The sequence below is a fragment of the Georgenia sp. Marseille-Q6866 genome, from assembly GCF_965111665.1.
Map to the genome: position 1 here is coordinate 37655 of NZ_CBCOOR010000004.1, position 15820 is coordinate 53474.

The 15820-nt window shown below is 72.0% G+C and carries 16 protein-coding genes; 13 read left to right on the forward strand and 3 right to left on the reverse strand.

All coding sequences use genetic code 11. From position 1 onward, the window contains the following. Positions 1 to 119 precede the first annotated feature (119 nt). The 5 genes from ACWPXV_RS04755 (at position 120) to ACWPXV_RS04775 (ending at position 4630) form a co-directional block, all read left to right on the forward strand. A complete protein-coding gene (locus ACWPXV_RS04755) occupies positions 120 to 812 on the forward strand; it encodes a dienelactone hydrolase family protein (RefSeq protein ID WP_454084149.1) in 693 nt (230 codons plus the stop codon). A 142-nt stretch (positions 813 to 954) separates the two neighbouring features. After that, entirely contained in the window at positions 955 to 1647 is a 693-nt protein-coding gene (locus ACWPXV_RS04760; protein WP_454084150.1) for a hypothetical protein, read from the forward strand. Between the two features lie 276 nt (positions 1648 to 1923). After that, positions 1924 to 2865 (forward strand): phosphoglycerate dehydrogenase, encoded by a 942-nt coding sequence (locus ACWPXV_RS04765; RefSeq protein WP_454084151.1) that lies wholly within the window; start codon positions 1924 to 1926, stop codon positions 2863 to 2865. Positions 2866 to 2920: 55 nt separating this feature from the next. Beyond that, the gene (locus ACWPXV_RS04770; RefSeq protein ID WP_454084152.1) at positions 2921 to 3535 is read left to right on the forward strand and encodes a M15 family metallopeptidase; all 615 of its coding nucleotides are present in this window, start codon (positions 2921 to 2923) and stop codon (positions 3533 to 3535) included. Between the two features lie 27 nt (positions 3536 to 3562). Next, positions 3563 to 4630, forward strand: coding sequence for an LLM class flavin-dependent oxidoreductase (locus ACWPXV_RS04775; RefSeq protein WP_454084153.1), 1068 nt, complete (start codon positions 3563 to 3565; stop codon positions 4628 to 4630). Positions 4631 to 4760: 130 nt separating this feature from the next. Here the strand turns inward: ACWPXV_RS04775 and ACWPXV_RS04780 are convergent, their stop codons facing one another. Next, on the reverse strand, positions 4761 to 6953 hold the full coding sequence (locus ACWPXV_RS04780) for a DUF222 domain-containing protein (protein WP_454084154.1): 2193 nt from the start codon (positions 6951 to 6953) through the stop codon (positions 4761 to 4763). Between the two features lie 572 nt (positions 6954 to 7525). On the opposite strand from ACWPXV_RS04780, the gene ACWPXV_RS04785 reads away from it, so the two are divergent. From ACWPXV_RS04785 to ACWPXV_RS04795, 3 genes are read left to right on the forward strand one after another with little or no spacing between them, the layout of a single operon-like run. Beyond that, positions 7526 to 8749 (forward strand): ABC transporter substrate-binding protein, encoded by a 1224-nt coding sequence (locus ACWPXV_RS04785; protein WP_454084155.1) that lies wholly within the window; start codon positions 7526 to 7528, stop codon positions 8747 to 8749. After that, a complete protein-coding gene (locus ACWPXV_RS04790) occupies positions 8746 to 9621 on the forward strand; it encodes a carbohydrate ABC transporter permease (RefSeq protein WP_454084156.1) in 876 nt (291 codons plus the stop codon). Before ACWPXV_RS04785 ends, ACWPXV_RS04790 begins: the two co-directional genes overlap by 4 nt. Further along, positions 9621 to 10499 carry a carbohydrate ABC transporter permease gene (locus ACWPXV_RS04795; RefSeq protein ID WP_454084157.1) on the forward strand — a complete coding sequence of 293 codons (879 nt, stop codon included), beginning with the start codon at positions 9621 to 9623 and terminating at the stop codon, positions 10497 to 10499. Before ACWPXV_RS04790 ends, ACWPXV_RS04795 begins: the two co-directional genes overlap by 1 nt. Here ACWPXV_RS04795 and ACWPXV_RS04800 read toward each other — a convergent pair. Continuing rightward, positions 10492 to 11349, reverse strand: a complete 858-nt coding sequence (locus tag ACWPXV_RS04800) for an SDR family NAD(P)-dependent oxidoreductase (RefSeq protein ID WP_454084158.1) — start codon at positions 11347 to 11349, stop codon at positions 10492 to 10494. The two genes, ACWPXV_RS04795 and ACWPXV_RS04800, sit on opposite strands and share 8 nt — an antisense overlap. Positions 11350 to 11579: 230 nt before the next feature. Here ACWPXV_RS04800 and ACWPXV_RS04805 point away from each other — a divergent pair, with 230 nt between their 5' ends. From ACWPXV_RS04805 to ACWPXV_RS04825, 5 genes are all read left to right on the forward strand, one after another. Further along, positions 11580 to 11852 (forward strand): hypothetical protein, encoded by a 273-nt coding sequence (locus tag ACWPXV_RS04805; RefSeq protein WP_454084159.1) that lies wholly within the window; start codon positions 11580 to 11582, stop codon positions 11850 to 11852. Between the two features lie 88 nt (positions 11853 to 11940). After that, positions 11941 to 12660 (forward strand): ATP-binding cassette domain-containing protein, encoded by a 720-nt coding sequence (locus tag ACWPXV_RS04810; RefSeq protein WP_251302670.1) that lies wholly within the window; start codon positions 11941 to 11943, stop codon positions 12658 to 12660. A 3-nt stretch (positions 12661 to 12663) separates the two neighbouring features. Next, positions 12664 to 14160 carry a hypothetical protein gene (locus tag ACWPXV_RS04815; RefSeq protein WP_454084160.1) on the forward strand — a complete coding sequence of 499 codons (1497 nt, stop codon included), beginning with the start codon at positions 12664 to 12666 and terminating at the stop codon, positions 14158 to 14160. Next, positions 14057 to 14389: a hypothetical protein gene (locus tag ACWPXV_RS04820; protein WP_454084161.1), complete on the forward strand. Its 333-nt coding sequence runs from the start codon at positions 14057 to 14059 to the stop codon at positions 14387 to 14389. Before ACWPXV_RS04815 ends, ACWPXV_RS04820 begins: the two co-directional genes overlap by 104 nt. Further along, entirely contained in the window at positions 14382 to 14945 is a 564-nt protein-coding gene (locus tag ACWPXV_RS04825) for a hypothetical protein (protein ID WP_454084162.1), read from the forward strand. Before ACWPXV_RS04820 ends, ACWPXV_RS04825 begins: the two co-directional genes overlap by 8 nt. Here ACWPXV_RS04825 and ACWPXV_RS04830 read toward each other — a convergent pair. After that, complete coding sequence (locus tag ACWPXV_RS04830; protein ID WP_454084163.1) at positions 14905 to 15732, reverse strand: sulfurtransferase; 828 nt, start codon at positions 15730 to 15732, stop codon at positions 14905 to 14907. The two genes, ACWPXV_RS04825 and ACWPXV_RS04830, sit on opposite strands and share 41 nt — an antisense overlap. Positions 15733 to 15820: the final 88 nt, after the last annotated feature.

The following is a 15820-nucleotide window of genomic DNA, read 5'->3' on the forward strand; positions in this document are numbered from 1 at the left end:
ACCGGCTCGACCGCCGGATGCGGGACCAAGGTCCTCCCGCGCTGCCGCGGCGGTGCCCGTGGATAGGGTGGTGACGCGGCCGGCGCAGGCCGCGGCGTCGACCCAGGGGAGTGACCGGCATGACCGCAGCGACCACCACCGTCCGCGTCCCCGACGGTGACATGCCCGCCCAGCTGTGGCTCCCGCCGTCGGGAACCGGGCCGGGGATCGTGCTGCTTCAGGAGATCTTCGGGGTGTCGGAGTACATCCGCTCGCGCGCCGCGGACCTGGCCGCGCTGGGGTACGTCGTGCTGGCGCCGGAGCTGTACTGGCGTGCGGACGGCGGCGTGGACGAGTCGAGCGAGGCGTTCCTCGAGCAGGGCATGGCCTTGCAGGCGCAGCTGGACTGGGAGACGACCGTGGCCGACGCCGTCGCATCCGTCGGCGCGCTGCGCTCGCGGCCGGAGGTGGCCGGCGGCGTGGGGGTGCTCGGGTTCTGCTTCGGCGGGGGCGTGGCCTTCAACGTGGCGGCCGTGACCGACGTCGACGTGCTCGTCTCCTACTACGGCTCCGCGCTGCCGCAGCTGCTCGGCCTCGCGGACCGTGTGAGCGCGCCGAGCCTGCACCACTTCGGCACCGCGGACGCCTACCTCCCGATGGAGACGGTCGAGGAGATCCGCGCGGCGGTCGCCGGGCCCGAGGTGGAGCTCCACCTGCACGACGGCGCGGGCCACGCCTTCGACAACCCGCACCCGCTGTTCCACCACGAGCGGGCGAGTGCTGACGCGTGGCGGCTCACGACCGACTTCCTCTCCCGCCGCCTGCCCGTCTGAGCCTCGCGCCTGGGTGCTCCACAGAGCGGCCTGGCGTCCTGGCCTCGCCGCGGCCTGTGGAGGGCGGGCGCGCCTGCCGTTGACTGCGGGCGATCCTCGGTGTGGCACCGCAGCCGCGGGCCGGGACGGAGGGGAGACGCTCATGGCAGAGACGCCCGTGGAGGACATGGAGCCGTGGGAGCGCGACGTCGGGTTTGCCCTCGAGGAGCCGCTCACGGTCTGGCCGCGGCGCCCGGCGCCCGCGCGCGAGCAACCGCCGAACGCCGGGCAGCCGTGGACGGACGCGGAGTACGAGGAGATCCTCGCCGCCGCCCGGGAGGGCGTCACCGACATGGACGACGTCGCCACGCGCCTCGGGCGCTCACGGAACCCGACGCTGATGAAGGCCAGGCGGCTGCTGCCACCGGCCGAGCGCTCGGCCCCGCCGGACCGCGTCATGCGGATGCTGCGCGAGCACCTCGAGGAGCCCGACTACGACTGGGAGCGCGTCACCCTGGAGGAGCTGCCGCCGCGGCCGGTCATCAACCCGCCCGCGCTCACGGGCATCCCGGGACTGGACCGTGAGGACCTCGTGCGGATCTGCTACGCCCTGGCGCTGGCCGGGGGCGTGGCGGGTGAGGACCTCATGTCGCGGGTGACCCGGGAGGTGGTCAAGCGCGGGCTGACCTTCGCGCTCATCGAGCTCCGGGTGGACCGGCTGCTGCACCTGGGGGCGGAGGTGACATGGGACGAGGCCCGTTCCGACGCCGGCCGCTGGGTCATCACCGTCCTGGGGCCGGCCGCACCCGAGTGGCCCTACGTGGACGAGGAGCACGTCGTGCCGCCCTACTGGTGACCGGTGGCACGGGGGACCCGGCGGCACCGGCGACCGGCGGCACTGACGGCTGGCGGCACGGCCGACCGGCGGCACTGGCGACCGGCGGCACTGGCGGCTGGCGGCACGGCCGACCGGCGGCACTTGCGACCGGCGCCCTACTCTCGGCCGGCGGCACTGGTGACCGCCGCCCTACTGGTGACCGGCGGCCCTGGCGACCGGCGGCTCCGGCGGGGCGCTGCGCCGTCGTCCATGATGGACGGAGCCCCCGCCCCACCGACCGACGGAGCCCACGCCGTGAAGATCCTCCTGCCCGACTCGCTGCCGCTGGACCCGACCCTTCCCGACGGCGTCGACGCGGTCACGTACGACGCGTCGGCTCCCGTGCCGCCCGAGCACCGCGATGCGGAGGCGCTGGTCGTGTGGGGCGGCTCCGGGGAGCACCTCGCGGAGGTGGCGGGGGAGATGCCGAACCTGCGCTGGGTGCAGTCCCTGGCCGCCGGGCCGGACTCGGTGCTCGCCGCGGGCTTCCCCGACGACGTCGTCATCACCTCGGGCGCGGGGCTGCACAGCCCGACGGTCACCGAGCACGCACTCGCGCTGGTCCTCGCGCTGCTGCGGCGCCTGCCGCAGGCGGCGGAGGCACAGGTCGCCCACCGGTGGGACCGCCGGATCGGCGGGGTCCAGCCGCTGCACCCGGCGGGCGCGGTCACCACGCTCATCGGGGCTCGGGTGCTCGTGTGGGGCTTCGGGAACATCGGGCAGACCCTCGCGCCGGTGCTCCAGTCGCACGGCGCGACTGTGCGGGGCGTGGCGAGGAGCGCGGGGGAGCGGGCCGGCTTCGAGGTGGTCGCCGAGGAGGACGTCGAGGCGGAGCTGGCGCGGACGGACGTGCTCGTCATGATCCTGCCGTCCACGCCGGCGACGGAGAAGGCACTCGACGCGCGGCGGCTCGCCGCGCTGCCGGAGCACGCCTACGTCGTGAACGTCGGGCGCGGCTCGACCGTCGACGAGGAGGCGCTTCTTGCCGCTCTCATCGACGGGACGATCGCGGGCGCGGCACTGGACGTCACCGCCGTCGAGCCGCTGCCCGAGGACTCGCCGCTGTGGGACGCACCGAACGTCATCATCACCCCGCACGCGGCGGGTGGCCGACCGGTGGGCGCCGACGAGCTCGTGGCCCACAACCTGCGCGCGCTCGTCGAGGGGCGGGAGCTGCGCAACGTCGTCGAGCGGTAGTGCCTCAAGCTTCCGCTCGGTCTGCCGATAGATCGGAGGACGAGGGGAGACAGGTATGGACGGGGTGCTCTCGATCACCCAGCGGATCGCGGGGATCCAGGCGCAGCTGACGGCGTTGTCGACGCCGCCACCGGCGACCGTGGACACCGCTGGCACCTTCGACCGGCTCTTCACGCAGGCGACCGGGGAGTTCGCGCCGGTCACCGCAGCCGCAGCCGCGGCCCCCGCTGCCGCCGCTCCGACCGGTGTGCTCAACGCCAAGGGCGTGCCCACCGACCTCGCGATGTACGACAACGGCAAGATCCCCGCGCAGGCGCTCGCCCCGATCGGCGCGACCGGTCACAGCATGTGGGCGCCCGCGGCGGCGAACTTCGAGAAGCTCCTCGCGGACGCCAAGGCCGACGGCGTGGACATCGGCATCAACGACTCCTACCGCACCTACGAGCGGCAGCTCGAGCTCGTCGACCGTCTCGGCCTCTACAACGAGGGCGGGCTGGCCGCGGTGCCGGGCACGAGCAACCACGGCTGGGGCCGGGCGGTGGACCTGCACCTCAACGGTGAGGCCCTCACCTGGATGCGTGCCAACGGTGAGAAGTACGGCTTCGTCGAGGACACCCCGCGGGAGACCTGGCACTGGGCGTACTACCCCGACCGGGTGCAGTCCCCGTAGCCCCGGGCGATCGCCTACCGTGGCCGGATGAGCACCACTCCTGATCTTCAGCCCGTCCTGCCCGCGCACGAGGTCCGACTGGGTCTGGACACTTTCGGCGACATGACCGTCGACGAGGACGGCCGCCCGCGCTCCTTCGGCCAGGTGCTGCGCGAGGTCGTGGAGCAGGGCGTGCTCGCCGACGAGGTGGGCGTGGACGCCATCGGCCTGGGCGAGCACCACCGGGACGACTTCGCCATCTCCGCGCCCGAGATCGTGCTCGCCGCGATCGCCTCGCGGACGAGCCGGATCCTGCTCGGCACCGCCGTGACAGTGCTCAGCTCCGACGACCCGGTCCGCGTCTACGAGAAGATGGCGACCCTCGACGGCGTCTCCGGCGGTCGCGCCGAGGTCACCCTGGGCCGTGGCTCGTTCACCGAGTCATTCCCGCTGTTCGGGCTCAACATGTCCGACTACGAGCGGCTCTTCTCCGAGAAGCTCGACCTCTTCGCGCTGCTGCGCAGCGAGGAGGCGGTCAGCTGGGAGGGCACCGTGCGCGGCCCGCTGCGCGACGCCCAGGTGTACCCGAAGACCGAGGCCGGGACGCTGCGGACGTGGATCGGTGTGGGCGGGTCGCCGGAGTCGGTGGTCCGCGCGGCGCGCTACGGCATCCCGATGATGCTCGCGATCATCGGCGGGGAGCCCTCGCGGTTCGTGCCCTTCGCCGACCTCTACCGCCGGGCGTTGACGGAGCTGGGTCAGCCCGAGCTGCCCGTGGGCGTGCACGCGCCCGGCTTCGTCGCCGCGAGTGACGAGCAGGCGCGCGAGCTGATGTTCCCCCACTTCAAGGCGAACCGTGACCGCATCGGCGCCGAGCGTGGCTGGGGCCCCACCACCCGCATGCAGTTCGACATGGAGGTGGAGAACGGGGCCGTGTTCGCCGGCTCACCCGAGACCGTCGCTCAGAAGATCGCGAAGACGGTGCGCCAGCTCGGGCTCAGCCGCTTCGACCTCAAGTACAGCAACGGGCCGATGCCCCACCGCCACAGCCTCGAGGCGATCCGGCTGTACGGCACCGAGGTCATCCCGCGGGTGCGGGAGCTGCTCGCGGGCTGAGGCGTGCAAGGTGCGGGGTCCTGCGTCCGGCCCGTGGCGGCTGACCGTCACTGAGTCAGTCGTCGTGCCCGTCCCGCCTACGGTCCCGTATCAGCGGCCCGTCGTCTGGTCGGTCGCCGTGCCCATCAGGTCAGAATGGAGGCTCTTCTCCGGCGCTCCACGCCGGGCCGGCCGCGTTGTCGCCCAACCCCGGGCCGGCGTCACCGTCGCCCCATGCCGGGAACGAGCGCTGGGGCAACGGCGGTGGCGTCCATGCGCCAGTCACGGCGCTTCCCGCGGCGACCTCGGCCAGAACCGCGTCGACCACCTCGGCGGGCACGCTACTGCCGGTGCGGCGCATCTCCTTGCCGATGCGGCGCAGCCCAGCTGCCGTCTCGCGCGGCATCGGGATGACCGTGCCGTCAGTGCGCCGCAGGTAGCCGTGGCCGGTCATGGTGGTCCAGGCGTAGGTGCCGTCTGAGGCACGCGCAACGGTGAACCCGCCCTGGCTCTTGACGGCGTGGACGCGGGTGCACTGGGGTCCGAGGTTCCACACCGAGGTCTCCCCACCGTCCTGCCACTCGTAGATGTGGTCGAGCTGGCAGTGGCGGGCCGGGGTCGAGCAGCTCGGCTCGATGCACGTCCGGTCGCGCTCGCGGACGAGGTCTGCCATGGCGGCGGGCGGCTCGTACCGGGTGCGGCCGACGTCGAGCACCTGCCCGGTCACCGGGTCGCTCACGATCCGCCGCCACTGACCGCCGGCGGCGAGCGCCCGGGCGACCTCGGGGGCGATAGGGCCGTAGCCCTCAAGCTCGGCGACCGGCTCGGGATCCCGCTCGAGCGCGTTGCGCGCCGGAGCGTTGAGGTCAGGCAGTGCTACGGCGAGCGGGACGTTGAGGCGGACCTCGACGGGCAGCCCGCCGATGGTGCCGAGACGCACCGCGGGCAGCCGGCCACCGGGCAGACGCTGCCCTGGGACCGGCGGCGCCGCTCCGTAGGGCACCTCGGTGCCCTTCCTTCGTCCGGCTCGCTTCGGGCCGGGGGCTGCCTTCGCCTCCGCGGCACCAGCCCCGGGCGCAGGTGGCTCGTCGGAGTCGGTGGCCGCTTCGTCTGCGGGCAGACCTGGCACCTCGGACCCGGGCGCCGATTCATCTGCGGACAGACCTGGCCCCTCGGACCCGCGCGGTAGTTCGTCTGCGGGCACACAAGGCCCCTTCGAACCGGACGGCGGATCGGCCACACGCCTTGCTGGCACCTCACCACCAGCTGCGGTCGGCTCCGCCACGCCAGCTGCGCCGTCGTCAGCTCCCGCGGCCGCCGCCGAGGCGAGCTGCTGCTCGGGAAGCACCCCGATGTACCCGTTGGCGAGGGCGCCGTACGCCATGAGCGAGAAGGCATCGGCACGCAACTGGTCGATGGTGCGGCCGTCGCCCGCGTGCTTGGCGGCGCGGGCCGCGCTCTCGAGCGTGAGGTCGACGGCAACGGCGTCGGCCGCAGGCAGGACGGCGGTCAGGCTCGCCATGCCGTCGGGCAGCGCCCGCGGGTGGTAGACCGTGCGCTTCTGACGGGCGGCCCGATGACGGGCGTCCGCTTCCTCGGGGTCGACGGAGATGACCGCCTTCTCGAGGTCGTCCTTGAGCTGCCGGAGGGTACGGCCGGGCGCCGTCTCGATGACCTCCCACTGGGCGGCGAGGGCGACTTCCGGCGGCAGACCATCGAGCATGGTGAAGATGACCTGCGATCGCGGGTAGTCGATGAGGCCCTGCTCCAGTGCCTCGCCCGTGGCCTCCAGCAGGTTGCCGAACGCCCGACCGCTGGCCGCCATCCGGGTCGCGGCAACCTTGCTCATCTTCAGCCGCATCGCGAGCTCGTGGCCGGCGAGGCACTCGCCCCGGGTTCGGCCGCGGAGGGTGCCCGGCCAGTCGGGGTTGAGTGCCGGTCGCTCAGCCAGCTCCGCCGCCACCTTTACCGCCTGCGCCGCGGCGTAGGACTCCATCCGCTTGTACGCCGCCGTCAGCTCCACGAGCGAGTACTCGTCCACCTCCGTGGGATCGATCGCGGCGAGCAGGATGCCCAGCCGCGGGCCGGGAGGTAGGGGAGCGAGGTAGTCGCCGAGTGCTCCCTCCACGGGAAGCAGCTCGGCGAGGCGGTCGGTGGGCCAGGAGGTCGACCCCGTGGGACCGAAGAGCTCGTCGGCCGCGCTGGGCACAGGGAGAGGGGTGGTGGTGGCCTCGGGCACCGGCTTCCAGTCGCCGGGCAGCATCTCCTCGCGGTGCTCAGCCGGCGCCGGGACGACCGCGTCAGGCTGCCGTTCCGGCTCGGTCCCGTCCCCCTCGAGGTCCATCTCGTCACCTCCCCGTCACGGCGAGAACCTCACTACTCGAACCCTCTCACCGACCTCTGACATTCGACGGCGGCGGTGCCTTTGGCGGGGATAGGTAGGGCCGACGGCGGGTGGTGGGCCGGTGCGGGTGGCGACGGCGGGTGGTGGGCCGGTGCGGGTGGCGACGGCGGGTGGTGGGCCGGTGCGGGTGGCGACGGCGGGTGGTGGGCCGGGTGTCGATGGCAACGGCGGGGGCCGGTGCGGGACCGCGACGGCGGGGGCATGGCCGCGTCCGACCGGCGACGGCGGACGGTGAGCCCGGTGCGGATGGCGACGGCTCGGGTGTCGGGTGCAGGCACGGATGGTGACCTCGCCGGAGGCTGGCCGAGTGGCGGCCGGTGGCGGACGGTCAACAGGCCCCCACGACGACCGCCGCGTGTCCCGCCACCCCGACCCACGCCGTCGGCCGCGGCCCGGCTCGCCGGTGTCAGTCCCCAGTGCCACCATGTGTGCCACCTCGTTGTGCACCGTTGCCGAGGGGAGCCGAGATGGGCCGGACAGGACTGGCGAGGGCTGCCGGACTCGCTGCTGCCGTGAGCGCAGCAGCCGCGCTGGCAGGGTGCGCCGCGTCCGCGGACGAGCCGGTCGAGATCGTCTTCTTCCAGTTCAAGCCCGAGGCCACGGCGTTCTTCTCCGACGTCGCCGCCCGCTTCCAGGAGGAGAACCCGGACGTCCGGGTGACGGTCGACAACGTGCCGAGCGCGGAGACCGCGATGCGGATCCGGCTCGTCAAGGAGGACCCGCCCGACGTCCTCACCTTCAACGCCAACGGCACCTTCGGGGAGTTCGCCTCGGCCGGCGTCTTCCACGACTGGGCCGGCAGCTCTCTTCTCGACGGCGCCCAGGAGGCGTACGTCGAGGTGGTCCAGGCACTGGGCGCAACCGAGCCGGGCGCCGTCAACGGCATCCCCTTCGCCGCCAACGCCTCCGGCGCGCTCTACAACGTCGAGATGTTCGAGGAGCACGGCCGCGAGGTCCCCACCACGTGGGAGGAGCTCCTCGAGACGGCGGAGTACTTCGAGGGCGAAGGCATCGTGCCCCACTTCGCCATGCTCGCCGACGCCTGGACCGCCCAGGCACCCATGGCACCGATCACCGCCCAGACCCAGCCCGAGAGCTTCTTCGAGGACCGCTTCGCCGGGGAGGTGACCTTCCAGGAGGGCTGGCGCGAGGCCTTCGAGAAGCAGGCCGAGCTCTTCGAGCTCACCCAGCCGGACCCCGCCGCCTACGGCTACGAGCAGGGCACGCGCGCCTTCGCGGCGGGCGACGCCGCGATGCTCCTCATCGGCAGCTACGCCGTCCCCCAGATCCGCAGCTTCGAGCCCGACTTCACCGTCGGGTCCTTCGCCCTGCCCGCCACCGACGACCCCGAGCAGACCACGCTCGTCTCCGGCGTCGACATCGTCCTCGCCGCCCGCGCGGACGGCCCGCACCAGGAGGAGGTCGAGCGCTTCCTCGAGTACCTCCTCCAGCCGGACGTCGTCCAGGAGTACGCGGAGCAGCAGGTCGCCATCCCCACCCTGCAGGACCAGCAGAACGACGACCCCGCCCTCGCCGGCATCCAGCCGTACATCGACGAGGGACGGATCGTCGGCTTCACCGACCACCAGTTCATCCAGGCGATCCCGCTCGGCCCGCTGCTCCAGCAGTTCCTCCTCGACGGGAACCTCGACGCCTTCCTCTCCGAGCTCGACGCCAACTGGGACCGGGTGGCCGAGCGCCGCACCTGGGGCCTCGGGGCGGTGGAGGAGCAATGAGGAACGACGGCCGCAAGATCGACCGCGCCTACTACTGGATGGTCCTGCCCGCCTTCGTCCTCTTCTTCGTCCTCCACACCGTCCCGGTGCTCCAGGGCATCTTCTACAGCTTTACCGACTCACCCGGCTACGGGACGTGGAGCTTCGTGGGCCTGTCGAACTACGCGGCGCTCTTCCAGGACCCACGCGTCGTCGACGCCTACCTCTTCACCTTCCGCTTCGCGATCGTCACGACGATCCTCGTCAACGTCATCGGCCTGGCGATTGCCCTGGGTCTCAACGCCCGCATCAAGCTGAAGAACACCCTGCGCGGGATCTACTTCATCCCCTACGTGCTGGCCCTGCTCGTCATCGGCTACGTCTTCTCCTACCTGTTCAACATCTCCCTGCCCTCCATCGGACAGGCGCTGGGCATCGACGCGCTGAGCAGCTCGCTGCTCGCGGACCCGGAGCGCGCGTGGATCGGGATCGTCGTCATGACGGTCTGGCAGGGCGCCGCCTTCACGATCATCATCTTCCTCGCCGGCCTGCAAACCGTCCCCGAGCAGCTGTACGAGGCCGCGGCCCTCGACGGCGCCACCCGCTGGCGTCAGTTCTGGAGCATCACGCTGCCGATGATCTGGGGCTTCTTCACGATCAACGTCGTCCTCGCGCTGAAGAACTTCCTCCAGGTCTTCGACCAGATCATCGCGATGACCGGTGGCGGCCCCGGCACGTCGACCGAGTCCATCGGCGTGCTCATCTACCGCGGCGGCTTCGAGGGCGGCGAGTTCGGCTACCAGACCGCCAACGCCGTGATCTTCATGATCGTCATCGTCGCCTTCGCCTTCTTCCAGCTGCGCATCCTGCGGCGCGAGGAGGTGTCGGCCTGATGTCCGCGGACGCCGTCACCATGCCCCCGCCGCGCGAGAACCGCGGACGACGACGGCGCAAGCCCAGCGGCGTCAACTGGTGGCTCACCGCCCTGCTCCTCGTCGTGTCCCTCACGGTCCTCGTCCCGCTGTACTTCACGGTGGTGACGGCGCTCAAGACGCCCGACCAGCTCGGCGGCACCGGCTTCGCCCCGCCCACCGAGTGGGCCTGGGGCAACTTCGCCGAGGCCTGGCGGACGATCGACTACCCGGCGCGCCTGCTCAACACCGGGCTCATCACCGTGGGCGCCGTCGTCCTCACGCTGCTCACCAACTCGATGGTCGCCTATGCCATCGCGCGCCAGATGCACCGGCGTCTGTTCAAGGCGCTGTTCTACTACTTCATCGCCGCGCTGTTCATCCCGTTCCCGGTGCTCATGCTCCCGGCGGCGAAGCAGGCGGCGATCCTCGGCCTCGACAACCAGGCCGGCCTCATCCTGCTGTACACGGTGTACGGCCTGTCCTTCAACGTCTTCCTCTACACCGCCTACGTCCGCTCGATCCCGGCCGAGCTGGAGGAGGCCGCCCGCATCGACGGCGCGAGCACGTGGGGCGTGTTCTGGCGGGTGGTCTTCCCCCTGCTCGCGCCGATCAACGCGACCGTCGGGATCCTCACCTGCGTGTGGGCGTGGAACGACTTCCTGCTCCCGCTCGTCATCCTCTCCGACCCCGACGCCGCCACCATCCAGCTCGCCCAGTACGTCTTCCAGGGCCAGTTCTCCGCCGACTACACCCTCGCCTTCGCCTCCTACCTCATGGCGATGGCGCCGCTGCTCGTCGTCTACGTCGTCGCCCAGCGGTGGGTGATCTCCGGCGTCACGCGCGGCGCGATCAAGTAGCCGACGACGACGACGGCGACCCCGCCAGCCCCACCATCTCGGCACTCCTGTCCCAGAGCGCGGCCGCCAGAGCGGCGTCGGAAGCCTGCGGGTTGGTCCTGGCGATCTTGTGCCTCACGTAGAACTCACCCGACACCCAGTCGCGCCCTGGGGTGCCCTCGGTGAGGTGGACGAGGAGCTCGGCCCCCTTCTCCGGACTGACGACGCCGCTCAGGTGACGCAGGGGCGTCCGGTAGATGAGCCGCATGAGGCTCGTGGTGTCCGAGGCGAAGTTCGTCCGCACGACCCCGGGGTGGAAGGCCACCGCGGAGAGGCCGCGGGCACCGAAGCGACGGTGGAGCTCCTTGGTGAAGAGGATGTTGGCGAGCTTCGCGTCGCCGTAGGCCTTGTTCGCGGAGTACCGCGCCTCGTTCTGGAGGTCGTCGAGGTCGATCTTCCCGAAGAGCCGAGCGGCCGCGCTCGAGGTGTTGACGATCGACGCGCCGCTCGCCGTCAGCGAGTCCAGGAGGAGGTTGGTGAGCAGGAAGGGGGCGAGGTGGTTCACCTGCAGGGTCTTCTCGAAGCCGTCGACGGTCCGCGCCCTGTCCCCGAAGATGCCGCCGGCGTTGTTCGCCAGGACGTCGATGCGCGGGTAGGCGCTACCAAGCGCGGCCGCGAGGGACCGGACCTGGGCGAGCTCGGTGAAGTCCGCGAGGAAGTGGTCCGCCCCCAGTTCCTCGGCGACCGCCCGGGTCTTCTCCGGGGACCGGCCCACGAGAACGACGGTGTGCCCGTCCGAGACGAGCCGGCGAGCGGCTGCCGCCCCGATCCCGTCACTGGCACCGGTGAGGACGATGGTCTTACCCGGCATGGGGCCTCCGTAGGCGTGGGTGAGCGTGCTCGACGAACGTGCACCGCCTCATCGAACAGTCACTCCTTGCCCGCCGCCAGCGGAGGGCCACGTAGACGAACGTCGAGCGCCGTCTAGTCAAAGGCCCGTTCACCCACGGGCCGTGCCGGCCGAAGACTGGTACCAGGCGGCTGCCCCAGCGCACCGCCCACCCGGGTTCCGAGCCTTGCCTCAACGTGAAAGGAACTCCCATGTCCGTTGTCCTCACCGATCTGCCCGCGCAGCTCTCGGCCTCCCTGGTCGAGAAGCAGCACCACCTGGTCGACACGGCCAAGACCCGCTTCGACAACGCTGTCGTCCGCTACGACGCCTGGTGGCTCGTGTTCGTCGCCGTCCTCCTCGCCCTCGGCTTCGTCCTCGTCGCCGGCGCCGCGATCTGGTGCCTCACCAAGGCCGGTGGGCGCCGCTTCACCGGCGGCATGACCTGGAAGAACGGCTTCTCGCTCTGGATCGAGTGCCGCTGATCTAGCCACCGGACCGGCGGCAGCACCCCGGCACGGGTGCCGAGGTGCTGCCGCCGGCCCACCGCCCCACCACGCAAGGAGGCCGCACATGAGCAACGTCCTGGAGGTCCGTGACCTCACCTACTCCTACGACGGCGTCGTCAACGCCGTCCAGGAGGTGTCCTTCGACGTGCCGAGAGGGCGGATCGTCGGCCTCATCGGCCCCAACGGGTCGGGCAAGTCCACCCTCATCAGGAACGTCTTCGACCTCCTCAAGGCGCAGTCGGGACGGATCACCGTCAACGGCCACCAGCACACGACGATCGAGGCCAAGCAGGACGCCGTCTACCTCGCGAGCAACGACTACCTGCCGGAGTTCCTCAGCCCGCGCGAGTACTACACGATGCTCGGGAAGCTCTACGGCGTCACGCTCGACCACCAGCGGGCGCGCGCCTACTTCCGCGACTTCTCCATGCCGGGCCGCTACGACGACCTCATCTCGGGCTTCTCCCACGGCATGCGCAAGAAGACCCAGCTCGTCGCCGCACTCGTGCTGCGCCGCCCGCTCACGGTGATCGACGAGACGCTCAACGGCGTCGACCTCGAGGCCATGCGGATCGCCGAGCGCGAGCTGCGCGCCCTCCACGAGGACGGCCGCGCTGTCCTGCTGTGCAGCCACGACCTCACCCTGCTCGAGCGGCTCACCGACGACGTCGTGTTCCTCGACCTCGGCCTCCTCGTCCTCGACGGCCCCACGAAGGAGCTGGTCCGCGAGGGCGGGTCGCTCGAGTCGATCGTCTTCGAGCACATCGAGTCGGAGGTGAGGTAGGCCGTGCGCCTGTCCCACGCCCTCGTCGTCGCGCGCATGCTGCTCGCGTTCTTCGGCCGGCGCGTCCTCAGCGTCGGGGCCCTGCGCCTGCGGTCGGTGCGGTTCGCGGCACTGGGCACCGCCGTCGTCCTCCTCGTCTCCCTCACCGCCGTCGCCCGGCAGTTCCTGCTGCCCTACTCGGCCGACCGCGAGGTCTGGGACCTGCTCTTCGCGACGTCGACGGTCTCGCTCGTGCTGTGGGTGATGGTCGCCTTCATCTTCGTCAAGGTGCTCTTCCTCAGCTCCGACGGCGTGCTCGAGCTGACCTACCAGCTCCCGCTGACGAACAAGGAGCGTTCCGTCGCGTTCCTCCTCTTCGAGGCCGCCATCACCCTGGGCGTGGCCCTGGCGACGGCCGTGCCCGTGATGACGAGCGCGGTGCTCCTCATGGGCCCCTCCGCCGTCGGGCAGATCCTCACCTCGATGCTCGCGCCGATCGGCGTCGCCTACCTGGCCCTGAGCCTGTGCCACGTGGTGGCCACCCGGCTGCTGTCGGCGATGCGGACCCGGCCGGTGGCGGACCTGCTCGCGCTGCTCGGCATCTTCGCGCTCATCGTCGCCTACGCCGGCCAGATGACCGACCTCATGTGGCACATGACCGACCCCGCGGCGAGCGGCGCCCTCGTGTGGCCGACGGCGATCGCCTGGCTCGCGCAGCGGGCCGGCCTGGGCGCGGCGATGGCCGCCGTCGTCGTCGTGTGCGCGGTGCTGCTCGTCGTCATCGTCCACGTCATGCCCAGCCGGCACCTGCGCACCGCGAAGTACCTCGACATCCGCCTCCCGCGGCGGGTGGCGGCGCACCTCACCCCCTACGACTGGTGCCTGCTGCGCAGCCAGCACACCTTCATCGGCACGGTCGTGGGGGTCGCGCTCTTCGGCTACCTGCTCGCCGCGACCGATCTCAACCCGCTGTGGAGCCTGTGCACCCTCACCATCGGCGGGCTGTACCTGTTCAGCGCGACCGCACCGCTGCGCGAGCTGACCGGGCAGCGGCAGCCGGCCTGGCGGATCTACCTGCTGTCCCTGCGCCCCCAGCTGCTCCTCATCGGGGCGGTCGGGGCGCCGGCCCTGCTGCTCACGGCCGCGTTCGGACGGGCCGAGGGGACCGTCGTCGTCGTCCTCTCGGCGCTCATCAGCGCCGCGCTCACCACCTGTCTCGGGATCATCGTCCCGAGCGAGAAGGACAACCCGCTGGCGGCGTTCGTCGCACTCGCGACCGCCGCGGTCGTCCTCACCCTCATCGCACTGGGGCTCGGGATGCTCCAGCTGCCCGTGCCCGCCGGTCTGCTCGGCGCCACCGCCCTGTTCGTGGTCTACGCGATCGAGGGCATCCGTCAGGACGAGAAGAGGAGACGCAATGAAGAAGGCAATGCTGGTCATCAACTCCGTCGTCGGGGGAACACTGCTGACGCTCGCCGTCGTCGTGCTCTGCCTGCTGTTCCTCATGTTCTCGGTGGGTGAGGAGCTCGGCCGCCGCGAGGGGCTGTTCGGCGCCCTGTACTTCGAGGCCACGAGCGTCACCGGTGGCGGCGTCGACGCGACGATGGGCATCAACAACACCGTCGGGGTCCTCGTCGTGCTCGGGGTGTGCATCGGCCTCATCGCGCTCGTGCAGATCACCTACGTGGGCCTCAAGCGCTACCGCGACGACCTCATCCGCGAGCGCGCGCAGTCGGGCAGTGGTGCCTGACGTCCGGGTCCACCCGCGCGCGGACGTGCCGGTGTGGGCGGCCGCGCGGCTCGTCGTCACCCAGGTGTGGCCGCTGCTCGCGCTGGCGGCGGTGGCGGTCCTCGCCTCCGCGGTCGTCGCGGTGACGACGGGCGGGATCGCCACCGCCCAGGCCGCGTGGTGGCTGGTGAGGGTCGCGGTGCTCGGGCTCGTCGGCTCCTTCGTCCTGCACGAAACCATGCACCTCGTCGTGCTCCGGCGGGTGGGGACGGTGCGGACGGTCGTCGTGGCCCGGGACCGGTGGCGGGTGTCCCTCACGCCGGTGGGCACGATGACGCCGCGGCAGGTGGCGACGACGGCGCTCGCCGGGCCGCTCGCGTGCGTGCTCCTCGGGCTCGTGCTCCTGCCCGTGGACGCCCTCGTCGCCACCGTCCACCTCGCCCACGCCCTCCAGCTGCTTCCCGTCTTCGGCGACGGCCGGGCGCTGGTCCACGCGGCCCTGGGCCGGGGGCTCGTGGACGACGACGGCGCCCCGGTCAGTCCGTCCCCGTCGCCACCGGGCGGGCCGGGTCGGTGATCCAGTGCGACCACGAGCCGGGGTAGAGGGCAGCGTCCAGCCCCGCCTCGTGGGCGGCGAGCACGAGCTGGGCGGCCGTGACGCCCGAGCCGCAGTAGGCGGCGACCGGGCGGCCGGAGTCCGCACCCGCCTCTGCGAGCAGGGCCCGGAGCTCGGCGGCGGGCAGGTAGCGGCCGCCCGGGTCGAGGAGTCGGCTCGTGGGCAGCGACCGCGCGCCGGGGATGTGCCCGGCCACAGTATCGACCGGCTCCACCTCGCCGCGGAAGCGCTCGGCGGCGCGGGCGTCGAGGAGGACACCGTCGTAGGGGAGGAGCTCGTCGGCCGTCACCGTCGGCATCGTGGACGACGACGGCGCGGCGGCCTGCGTCGGCCCGTCACCTGTCGTCGGAGTCACGTCACCCGCCTCGAGCTCACCGCCCGCCGCGACCCAGGCCGGCAGTCCGCCGTCGAGCACGCGCACGTCTTCGTGCTCGAGCCAGCGCAGGCACCACCACGCGCGCGCCGCGGCGGCCGCCACCCCGCCGTCGTACACGACGACGCGGCGCCCCCGACGCACGCCGAGCCGCTCCATGGCGTCGGCCAGCGTCTCCCGCGAGGGCAGCGGGTGGCGGCCGGCGGCGCCGGGCGGACCCGCGAGGTCGGCGTCGAGGTCGCAGAAGACGGCGCCCGGCAGGTGCCCGGCCACGTAGCCGGCGCGGTCGGGGCCCGCGAGCGTCCACCGGACGTCCAGCAGCAGCGGGTCGCCACGCTCGGACAGCAGCAGCTCCGGGCTCACGAGTGCGCTCATGGCGCCAACTCTTCCACGCGCCCGCCCGTCCGAGCGGCCAGGTGCGCGCCCGCCCGCCATGATGGACGGCAGGTGTCCGCTGCCGCGG